The 10,606-nt window shown below is 63.5% G+C and carries 8 protein-coding genes; 3 read left to right on the top strand and 5 right to left on the bottom strand.

Features of this window, described 5'->3' with window-relative positions; translation table 11 throughout:
- Positions 1–503: 503 nt before the first annotated feature.
- Together KQ304_RS11640 and KQ304_RS11635 are read right to left on the bottom strand one after the other, a co-directional pair.
- Positions 504–1,838 (bottom strand): CmpA/NrtA family ABC transporter substrate-binding protein, encoded by a 1,335-nt coding sequence (locus KQ304_RS11640; protein ID WP_259737246.1) that lies wholly within the window; start codon positions 1,836–1,838, stop codon positions 504–506.
- A gap of 414 nt (positions 1,839–2,252) precedes the next feature.
- On the bottom strand, positions 2,253–3,542 hold the full coding sequence (locus tag KQ304_RS11635) for an NRAMP family divalent metal transporter (RefSeq protein ID WP_259737245.1): 1,290 nt from the start codon (positions 3,540–3,542) through the stop codon (positions 2,253–2,255).
- Between the two features lie 362 nt (positions 3,543–3,904).
- On the opposite strand from KQ304_RS11635, the gene KQ304_RS11630 reads away from it, so the two are divergent.
- Positions 3,905–4,672 carry a DUF6671 family protein gene (locus KQ304_RS11630; protein ID WP_259737244.1) on the top strand — a complete coding sequence of 256 codons (768 nt, stop codon included), beginning with the start codon at positions 3,905–3,907 and terminating at the stop codon, positions 4,670–4,672.
- A gap of 71 nt (positions 4,673–4,743) precedes the next feature.
- Here KQ304_RS11630 and KQ304_RS11625 read toward each other — a convergent pair whose 3' ends face one another.
- The 3 genes from KQ304_RS11625 to KQ304_RS11615 form a co-directional block, all read right to left on the bottom strand.
- The gene (locus tag KQ304_RS11625; RefSeq protein WP_259737243.1) at positions 4,744–5,058 is read right to left on the bottom strand and encodes a P-II family nitrogen regulator; all 315 of its coding nucleotides are present in this window, start codon (positions 5,056–5,058) and stop codon (positions 4,744–4,746) included.
- Between the two features lie 35 nt (positions 5,059–5,093).
- Positions 5,094–6,089 carry a sodium-dependent bicarbonate transport family permease gene (locus tag KQ304_RS11620; RefSeq protein WP_259737242.1) on the bottom strand — a complete coding sequence of 332 codons (996 nt, stop codon included), beginning with the start codon at positions 6,087–6,089 and terminating at the stop codon, positions 5,094–5,096.
- A gap of 94 nt (positions 6,090–6,183) precedes the next feature.
- Positions 6,184–6,408: a hypothetical protein gene (locus tag KQ304_RS11615; protein ID WP_259737241.1), complete on the bottom strand. Its 225-nt coding sequence runs from the start codon at positions 6,406–6,408 to the stop codon at positions 6,184–6,186.
- 527 nt (positions 6,409–6,935) lie between these two features.
- Between KQ304_RS11615 and KQ304_RS11610 the strand changes: the two genes are divergently transcribed.
- Positions 6,936–8,675 (top strand): diflavin flavoprotein, encoded by a 1,740-nt coding sequence (locus tag KQ304_RS11610; protein WP_259737240.1) that lies wholly within the window; start codon positions 6,936–6,938, stop codon positions 8,673–8,675.
- On the top strand, positions 8,675–10,540 hold the full coding sequence (locus tag KQ304_RS11605) for a diflavin flavoprotein (protein ID WP_259737239.1): 1,866 nt from the start codon (positions 8,675–8,677) through the stop codon (positions 10,538–10,540). Before KQ304_RS11610 ends, KQ304_RS11605 begins: the two co-directional genes overlap by 1 nt.
- Positions 10,541–10,606 lie beyond the last annotated feature (66 nt).

Genomic DNA, 10,606 nt, shown 5'->3' with positions numbered 1-10,606 from the left:
CCTTGCATTCCCAGCCGCGGCGTGCAGCGGCGGCAGAAACAGCCCTGGTTCACGCGGGTGGAACTGCCGCCACTGCCAAACCCAACAGCGCAGCTGGCGGTCGCATGACTGTCTCAATTGAGAAGTGTCGGGCAGTCAGGTGTGCGGGTGCGCTCCTCCGTGAATAGGCTGGCCGGAGCCGGCAGAGCGATGAGTCCGGTCATCGAGAGGATCTGCCAGAGCAGCAGGAATCCGCCTGTGCCCAGCAAGGGCGGGAGCCAGTTGGCGGAACTCTTGGTGAGCCAACCGAGGGGACTTGATGACGCAGCCTTCCGGGAGGCAGGGGTGGGGACCATGAACGGGAAGTCCTGAACGTGGGAAGAGGTGGATCCGCTGAGGCAGGCGATGACCGCCAGCGGAGTAGATGAATCGAAAGAGTGGACCCCTAACCGCGAGCGGTCAGGGGTCCAACATGCGACAGCCTTGAGGGAGTCCTTGAGGCTGTCGCCAGACGTTATGAACGTCTACTTTTTGATCTTCTGGGAATCGAGGTAGGCCTGGGGATTCTCTGGGTCGTAAACGACACCATCGAAGAAGGTTTCCTTGCCACGGCTGGAGCTGGTGGGAATCTGGGCAGCGGGAAGGCCCAGCTCCTTGGCCGCCTGGATCCAGAGATCCTCACGGGTCACCTTGTCGTTGATGGCCTTGGCCTGGGCAATCGTGTCAACGGTGCCGGGATAGAACTTCCAGCGCAGGGATTCCACCAGGAACCAGAGGGTCAGGCTCTTGTAGGGATAGGAGATCACGCCACGATCGCTGTCCCAATAGAGCGGGCCCATGGCTGGATCAGTTTCGGGCTTTCTGTCGGCTCCGATGAGGTACTGACCCTTGATCGACTCCTCCAGCACTGCAACAGGGGTGTTGTACCACTTGCGTGAGCTGAGGATCTTGGCCACTTCCGAGCGATTCTCGGCCTTGTCCATCCACTGTTGGGCCTCGATCAGGCCCTTGATCAGGGCAATGGTGGCCTTGGGATTCTTGTCGACCCAGTCGGCACGGACGGCCAGATACTCCTCGGGGTGCGACTTCCAGATCTGGGCGGTGATCGCCGGCAGGTAGCCGATGTCGTCCTTGACGATCCTGGAGGGCCAGGGGTCGCCGGTGGAGAAGGCTTCCATCGTGCCGTTGCGCATCCCCTGCAGGGTCTCGGTGGAGGGCACAGTCAGCAGCTCCACCTCCTTGTCAGGATCAATCCCACCAGCCGCCAGCCAGTAGCGGATCCAGATGTCCTGGTTGGCTTTCGGGAAGGTGTAGGCGGCGCGGAACTTACGGCCTTCCTTCTTGGAGAAATCAGAGAAGAACCCCGCCGACTTCTTGAGGTCAACCGTGAGGTTGGCGCCCTTGATGTTATTGGAGGCGGCGATCCCGTTGCCCTGGCTCATCAGCATCGCCAGGATGTACATCGGCACCTTCTTGCCGTCGGTGATGGCCCCCTCACTGATCATCTGCGGCATCGGCAACTGCCACTGACCGCCATCAATGCCACCACCCTTGGAGCCCAGCACCACGTTGTCGCGGGCAGCGGGCCAACTGGCCTGCTTGGTGAGATTCACATCAAGGCCATGCTTGGCGAAATAGCCCTTCTCAACGGCCACCACCAGGGGAGCAGCCTCGAGGATCGGCACGAAGCCAAGGTTGATCGTTTTGGTTTCAAGGCCCTTGTCAGCCGTGGCCGACGGTGCGGAGGTATCAGCAGCACCACCGCCCTTGTCTGGGGGAGTGCCCATGCAGCCTCCCAGCATCATGGAGCCCACCAGGGCTGCACTCGCAAGGGAGAGGAATTGACGACGCTTGGACATGGAATCAATGGCAGGGGAAAACGACGGTTCGACTGAATGTCGATCCGGAAAAGGAATTTGAGCTTTGAGAACTAGCTAATGAACGCGGCTCGAATACTGGGAGCACCCATGGCCGAATCGGAGCCCTTAGGGAAGAAGCATGTGGTCACCGTTGCGGCGGTCGAGAGACCTTAATCGCATGTGGTCACACCTTGGCATTTGCGCAGGGAAGGATTACGTATACCCGCAATAAGCCCAGGCAATCAATCCAGGCACTTCATCGCAGTCACTCACAGGATGCAGACCTGAAATACGAACAATTCCCCTAAACCAATGCTGCAAATACTCACCTGCTTCTCAGCCCGTTCACCGGTGATCTTGGAGCACCTGCCTCCGTCCGGACTCAGGAACTCTGCGGCTCAACAACTCAACAACTCAACGACTCAGAGCAAAGATCACCACAAAGCCGGTGAGAACCACCAGGCCCGCCCGGGCCAGGGTCAGCAGCGCTGGCCCCAGCCGCCCGTCCGGAGGCACCTGCCGACCCTGGATCACCTGCAGATTCATCCAGCCCAGCAGGGGCGTGGTCACGAATGACACCACCATCGCCAGCTGCACCAAAGCACCCATCGATGGGGCCAGAAAGAGCAGAACACCAGCGGCCGCCAGGCCATGCACGGCCATCCAGAGACTGTGATCGCCACGGTCCTGAACGTCGCGGCCACGACATCCCCGCAGCAGCCGCAGCCCGGCCGAGGCCGAGCGGGGATAGCCATCGAGGCAGGTGAGGGTGGTGCTGAACATGGTGGTGAAGGCCGCCAGGGCAATCAGCGGGTAGGCCCAGCTCCCCAGGCTGGCGGTGTAGAGCTCGATCAATTGCTGGGCGAAGCGGGCACCGGCCGGTGAGAAACTGCGGCCGGTGCCGTGCATCACCCAGGCTCCCAGCACCAGGAACAGCACCGCCATCAGCACGGTGGCGGCGTAGCCGAGGTTGAAGTCGGCCTCCAGTTCAGCCCGGCTGCCGCGATGGCCGGAATCCTCACGGCGAGCGAAGATCCACAGCGACGACCAGGCCGCCAGATCCAACGGGCAGGGCATCCAGCCCATCAGGGCGATCAGGAATGGCAGCGCCGGCAGGGTCCAGGGGCTGGGGCTGAACATGGCGCCGATTGCCGCCCCGGAGGCAGGCCCCCTGAGCAGGGCCGCCAGGCTGGCGGCGGTGGTGCTCAGCACCAGGATCGCAATCACCACCTTGCTCAGACGATCCAGGCTGCGGTAATGACCCCAGAGCAGCAGCACCAGGCAAAACCCCAACAGCAGCACGGCCAGGCTGGTGCTCGAGAGCAGCGGCCCGATCGAGGCGGGCAGCAGGCTGGTGGCCAGGCTGCCCGTCACGGCCGCCACCGCCGCGATGTTGGCCACCCCGGTGGCGGCCGTGATCAACAGAAACAGGGGCAGATACCAGCGCTCCTGGCGTTGATACCCCTCCAGCAGGCTCAACCCGGTGGCGGCCGTGAAACGCGTGCCCACCAGCAGAAAGGGGTACTTGATCAGGTTGATCAACAGCACCAGTCCCAGTAACCCCAGGCCGTAGCGGGCTCCCGCCTGGGTGGAGGCCACCAGGTGCGAGCCCCCGATCGCGGCTCCAGCCAGCAGGATTCCAGGCCCGAGGCTCTGGCGCAGGCCAGCCAGGCTCAGCCGGCTGGCATCAGTGGTGGGGATCATGGCGGCCCTGGGCAGCCATCAGTTTGACCAATCGAGAGCAGCTGGATTCCCCCCCCTGCACTCCTGTGGGCTAAGGCCACCTGCCTTCGCAGCCTCAAACGTTGTTCGGCCTCGGCTGAATCAGGCGCGAAGGCTCTCCTGGCTGGATGGAGTGGGTTCTGTGTTGCCAATCCATCGCCTTCAGCCTCAGGCCTCCATTTTGGATTGGCCAACATTTGCTTAGGTTTGAGCCCTCATCTGAGCTGGATTCCGTCTGGGATCCCCCAGCCGTCATGGAGTGTTATTTCGGGGCTAAGGCCGCCCTGGCCACCATGCACGGCAAGGAGAGGGCACTCGCTCGCCCGTTTCGCGCTCTGCTCGGGTTGGAGCTGGAACTCCCGGCCCACCTGGACACAGATCAACTGGGCAGCTTCGACGGACGGGTACCACGCACGGGCAGCCCTGAGCAGGCCTGCCGCCGCAAGGCCCAACTGGGCATGGAGAGCCTGAACCTGCCGCTCGGTCTGGCCAGTGAGGGCAGCTTTGGCCCCCACCCCCAACTGCCTTTCCTGGCGGCGGGTCTGGAGTTGATGGTGTTCCTGGATCGGGAGCGCGGCCTGGAGATCTGGGAGCGGCGGATCGCCCGGCACACCAACTTTGATCACCGCTGTGTCGCTGAACCGGCGGAGCTGGAGAGCTGGCCTCAACGGGTGGGCTTTCCCGCCCATGGCCTGATCGTGCGCCCCGAACAACCTTGGCCTGACGCCCAGGAGCTGCTCTTCAAGGATCTGGCAGATCAGCAGCGGCTGGCTGAGACGATCGTCGCAGCCGCAGCCGGCTCCAGCAACGGCCGGGCCCTGGTGGAGACCGACATGCGCGCCCACCGCAACCCCACCCGCATGGCCTGTCTGCGCACCCTCGCCACCGGGCTGGCGAAGCGGATCTCCACTCCCTGCAAGGCCTGCGGCGTGCCGGGCTGGGGGAAGGTGGAGGTGGTGTACGGCCTGCCCTGCAGCTGGTGCGGCAGGCCCACCTCCCTGGTGCGAAGCGAGCGGTTCGGCTGCATCAGTTGCTCCCACAGCGAGGAGCGCCCGCGCCTTGATGGATGGGCTGAGGCCGATCCGCAGCATTGCCCGCTGTGCAATCCCTGAAGAGCAGCACATACAAAAAATCTCGGCCATGCGCAAGCACACAGCCGAGATGCAGATCTGATCAGGTCAAGTCAGAACTTGTGATCGCGCAGGGCTTCCACCTGGTAGATATAAGTAATGATCGAATAATCCGCGTAAAACTTGGCCTCGATCTCATGGGTGATCTTGTCGGCCAGCTCGCGGGTGCCGGTGAGCACCTCGATTTTCACGTTTGAGAGCGTATGCGAGACGACCGGATCTCCCGTGGAGCGCACATTGCGGCTGCCTTCTCCACCAGCTGAATTCACGGTGTACCCGGTGGCACCCGCCGCTTTGATGAGCTTGATGAGCTTCTTGGAGAGGATTTCCTCCCCAACAATCACCAACTTCCAGACCTGTTGACTCATGGCTTTAACCTGCGATTGGTTTTAATTTTAACAGCTTAGCCACCGATCATCTCGGCAATCCCAATGAACAGAGGGATGCCGATGGCGATCGCCACTGGAGTGCCGATGGCGGTGGAGGCGCCAATGTAGGCAGAGGGATTCGCTGAAGGGATGCCGGCTCGGAGGGTCGGTGGGCCGGAGATATCAGAGCTGGAGGCAGCGATCACAGCCAGCACCACGGCACCGCCAATGCTGAAGCCGGTGATCTGGTGAATGACCATGCCAATGCCGAAAGCAATAAAGCCGTGCAGGAGCGGCGCGATGAAGGCATAGATCGCGAACCACTGGGCCACCTTACGCAGCTCATTCATGCGCTGAGCAGCCTCCATCCCCATGATGATCATCAGGATCGAGAGGAAGCCGCGGAAGAGCGGGTTGAAGAAGCTCTCGTACACAGGCTCAGGCTTGGTGGCGATGCCAAGGGCAACGCCCAGCAGCAATGCCGAGACAGCCGAGCTCTGCAGGCTTTCCTTGATAATGGGCCAGATTTCAACATTTTCAGCAGAGTTCCCGGTCTTCTTGCTGGTGTAGATGCTGGCCACCACGATCGCCGTCACCAGCGCCGGAATGTCCATGAACGGGTAGAGGGCGGCAGTCCAGGCCTCAAACTTGATGCCGGAGGACTCCAGCTGGGGCAGTACGGCCGCAAGGGTGGAGCCACTCACGGCACCGAACAGGCCACCGGTTGCTACAGCATCAACGAATTTGATGCCCGGCAATCTCGCCAGGGTGAACCGGCTGATGAAGACAATCAGAACACCAATCACCACAGCCGCCAGGGCCGGGAGAAGAATCTCAGAAATGTTGGAGTTGCGAATGGCGATGCCACCGCTCAATCCGATCTTCAGCAGCAGGAAGAAGGTGATGAACTTGTAGATCGAATCCGGGATGGCCAGCTGGCTACCGAATGAAGCAACAATGATACCGCCGATCAAAAAGCCAAGTGTCGGAGATTGAACTTGCTTTATGAATAGCTCAAGAAAATCAGACAATTCGAATCCTCACGTTTGTTGATGGCTTGAGTCGTTGAAAAATCAATAGAGAGGGCATGCATTGCAGCCAGGCCTGAAATTCAATGAATGAACTTCAGTCCTGGCTATCGAGCACACCGCTGGATGAGTGAGCCTCTGTCATCGCCACAGCAGAAAAAGAAATCAGGTGCCATGATTTCGATATCCGGGAGAGGCCGAAGCCCTCAGAAACGTCAGCAAGGATGAGCAATTGCGAGAATCTCAACCAGGTGAGTTGCCTGAAATGAGAGACAAGCAAGGACCTTGCTTCTCGTTTGATTCTGGCGATCAGTGCAACCATCTTTCGCCAATTTCAGAAACGAGAGTTGGCGGCTGAGGCTACGCGTCATGCACTTTCTGAGAAGGCTCAGATAAAAAGCTCAGACCGTAATTTATCTTCAGACAGGCAGCATGGATTGGCAGCGAGGTGGCAAGGGATGAGAAAGGCGCGTTGTGGCAGCCGATGAAAATGGGGCAGAGCGCATAGGGAGTTCACGCCTGGATGGCAGAGAGAGGCCCTATCCAGAGGAGTGATCCGGTGCCCTCAACGGACAGACATGATTGGTAATAAATTAAGTCTGCAAGACGGTAATTCCATCCCGATGGCACTGGGTGCCCGCTGCGCAAAGAGTTGCAAATCCCTAAGATAAGCCTGGTTTATCTGATGACTCAGTGCCAGGGGCTTGAAAGCGGAAGCCTGCCGATGGGCCAAGCCCTGCCTATGCCTGCCATCAGATGGCCGAATCGGCCCAGACCGCCTTGGGCGCCACTGCAGCCGAAGAAAGCCCAATGGCGTTTCTAGAGTCGACTCCCTCGCAGACGCCGTCGATGACCGTCGCCACCGCTGCACCGCCCCGCCTCTCCCTCCAGGCCGCAGAGATCGGAGCCGATTCCACCACCATCCGCTCCCTCGACTGGGAGCGCAGCCGCTTCGACATCGAGTTCGGCCTGCGCAACGGCACCACCTACAACGCCTTTCTGGTGCGGGGAGAGCGCACCGCCCTGATCGACACCAGTCATCTCAAATTCGCCGACACCTGGCTGCCCCTGCTGGAGGAGCAGATCGATCCGCTGGCCATCGATCACCTGATCGTGTCCCACACCGAGCCTGACCACTCCGGCCTGATCGGCCACCTGCTGGAGCGAAATCCCGAGATCGAGATCGTGGCCTCGAAGGTGGCGATCCAATTTCTCGCCGATCAGGTGCACCGGCCCTTCCGCAGTCGGGCGGTGAAGAGCGGCGAAGAACTCGACCTGGGCGTCAATCCCAGCAGCGGCGTGCAGCACCGCTTCGAATTCCTGAGCGCGCCCAACCTGCACTGGCCCGACACGATCTTTTCGTTCGATCACGGCACGGGCATCCTCTACACCTGCGATGCCTTCGGTCTGCACTACTGCGGCGACGACATCTTCGATGTCGATCCCGGCGCCATCGCCCCCGATTTCCGCTTCTATTACGACTGCCTGATGGGCCCCAACGCCCGCAGCGTGCTGCAGGCCCTCAAGCGCATGGACGCCCTGCCGCCGATCCAGATGATCGCCACGGGTCATGGCCCGTTGCTGCGCGATCACCTCGGTCTCTGGACCGGCGATTACCGCGACTGGAGCAGCCAGCGCAGCGCCGGTGAAACCTATGCGGCCGTCTGTTATGTGAGCCAGTACGGCTTCTGTGACCGGCTCAGCCAGGCCATCGCCCGCGGCATCGGCAAGGCCGAAGCCCAGGTGCAGCTGGTGGATCTGCGCGCCACCGATGCCCAGGAACTGGCGGCCCTGGTGGGTGAGGCCAGCGCCGTGGTGGTGCCCACCTGGCCCGCCAAGGCCGACCCGGAATTGCAGCAGTCGATCGGCACCCTGCTGGCCGCCCTCAAGCCCAAGCAATGGGTGGCGGTCTACGACGCCTACGGCGGCAACGACCAGCCGATCGACAGCGTCGCCGCCCAGCTGCGCAGCGTCGGACAGAAAGAGGCCTTCGAGCCGCTGCGCATCCGCCAGGTGCCCGATGGCAACGACTACCAGCGCTGCGAAGAGGCCGGCACTGACCTGGGCCAGCTGCTCGGTCGCGCCCGCACGATCGCCGCGATGAAGTCGCTGGATGGCGACCTCGACAAGGCCCTCGGCCGCCTCAGCGGCGGGCTCTACATCGTCACCGCCCGCCAGGGGGAGCGGAGCAGCGCCATGGTGGCCAGCTGGGTGAGCCAGGCCAGCTTTGATCCGCCGGGCCTCTCGATCGCCGTGGCCAAGGACCGGGCCATCGAGGCCCTGATGCAGGTGGGCGACCGCTTCGTGCTCAATGTCCTGCGTGAGGACAACCACCAGGAGCTGCTGCGGCACTTCCTCAAGCGCTTTCCGCCCGGGGCCGATCGCTTCTCCGGTGTCTCCACCCTCGATGGGGTGTCAGCAGGTGGTCCGGTGCTGGGGGATGCCCTGGCCTTCCTGGGCTGCCGGGTGGTCCAGCGCATGGAGGGCCCCGACCACTGGATCATCTACGCCGAGGTGGAGGAGGGCACCGTGGCCGACAGTGAAGCCACCACCGCCGTGCACCACCGCAAGGTGGGCAACCACTACTGATGGCCAGCTCCTCTGCCGCCGCGCCCAGCGCCGCTGCCGCGGCCTCCGACAGGCGCGTGATTCTGCTGCCGATCGAGCCCGGTCTGATCTGCCTGCGGGGCCTCAGCCCCAAGCGCCTGCGCTTCGAGGTGGAATACGGCCTGGAGCGGGGCACCACCGCCAACGCGTTTCTGTTCGAGGCCGGCAGCAGCAGCACCGGCACCCCTATCCCGCCGGTGCTGGTGCATCCCCCGGGGGCCTCGTTCTCGGCGCCGTTCCTGGAGCAGCTCAGTGAGCTGGTGCCCAGTGAGGCGGCCCTGAAGGTGGTGGTGGGCCACCTCAACCCCAACCGGGTGACGCTGCTGCGGGAGCTGGCGCTGCGATGGCCGGCCCTGATGCTGGTGGCCTCCAATGCCGGTGCCCGCCTGCTGCAGGACCTCTGGAGCCAGCGTCGGCCCACCGCCCCTGCTGGGGGAGCTGGCGCCGATGCCGAGCCGGAGCCGCCCCTGCCGCCCCTGCCCCCGATCGATGTGATCAAGCAGGAGGTGAGCCGGGAGCTGGCGGGCGGCTATCGGCTGAACCTGATTCCCACCCCCACCCCCCGCTGGCCCAGTGCCCTGGTGGCCTTCGAGGAGGGCAGCGGCCTGCTGATGAGCGGCAAGTTCTTCGCCGCCCACCGCTGCAGCGAGCGCTGGGCCGAGACCAACCGCGACAGCACCGAGGAGGATCGCCGCTACTTCTACGACTGCCTGATGGCGCCGATGGCCCGCCAGGTGGAAACGGTGGTGGATCGCCTCGATGAGCTGCCGATCCGCACGATCGCCCCGGGCCACGGCCCGGCCATCAGCGAAAGCTGGCGCAGCCTGCTGGCCGACTACCGCCGCTGGGGCGAGAGCCAGGAGAAGGCCCAGCTCTCGGTGGCCCTGCTCTATGCCAGCGCCTACGGCAACACCGCCGCCATCGCTGACGCGCTGGCCCAGGGGGTGGCGCGCACGGGGGTCCGGGTCGAGAGCCTGAACTGTGAATTCGCGCCCCCCGAGCAGCTGCTGCAGACGATTCGCGGCTGCGACGCCCTGATGATCGGTTCCCCCACCCTCGGGGGCCATGCCCCCACACCGATCGTCTCCGCCCTGGGCACCCTGCTGGCGGAGGGCGACCGCGACAAGCCGGTGGGGGTGTTCGGCAGCTTCGGCTGGAGTGGCGAGGCGATCGACCTGCTGGAAAGCAAGCTGCGCGACGGGGGCTTCCGCTTCGCCTTCGAGCCGATCCGGGTGAAGTTCAGCCCCGATGGCGCCACCCTCAAACGGCTGGAGGAAACCGGCACGGCCCTTGGGCGCGAGCTGCAGCAGCGCCAGAAACGTCAGAAGCGGGTGGCCGCCGGTGGCCTGAGTGAGAGCCGCAGCAACCCGGCCGTGCTGGCCCTCGGTCGGGTGGTGGGCTCCCTCTGCGTGCTCACCACCCGCAAGGGGGAAGGGGAGGGCGCGCTGGCGGGGGCAATGGTGGCCAGCTGGGTCAGCCAGGCCAGCTTCAGTCCACCCGGCTTCACGGTGGCGGTGGCCAAAGACCGCGCTGTCGAGGCGCTGCTGCATGTGGGCGATGGCTTTGCCCTCAACGTGCTGGCCGCCGGCCGCGAGAGCGGGCCGATGAAGCAGTTCCTGCAGCCGTTCCCCCCCGGCGCCGATCGTCTGGCAGGTCTGGAGCTGGAGAACAGCCCGGAGGGCCAGCCGGTGCTGCCCGAGGCCCTGGCCTGGCTGGAGGCCCGGGTGAGCCAGCGAATGGAATGCGGAGATCACTGGCTGATCTACGCCGAGGTGAGCCACGGCGCCCTGCTGGATCCCTCCGGCACCACGGCGGTGCACAAGCGGCGCAGTGGGGCCAACTACTGATCGCGCTAACTCATACTCACTCCGACTTAGTGCTAGGTTGAGGGGAGACCGGCGCTTCCAGCCTTC

Source organism: Synechococcus sp. CS-1329 (genome assembly GCF_025128055.1).
In the GTDB taxonomy this organism is placed as follows: domain Bacteria; phylum Cyanobacteriota; class Cyanobacteriia; order PCC-6307; family Cyanobiaceae; genus Regnicoccus_A.
This window is presented reverse-complemented; position numbering and strand designations above follow the sequence as displayed.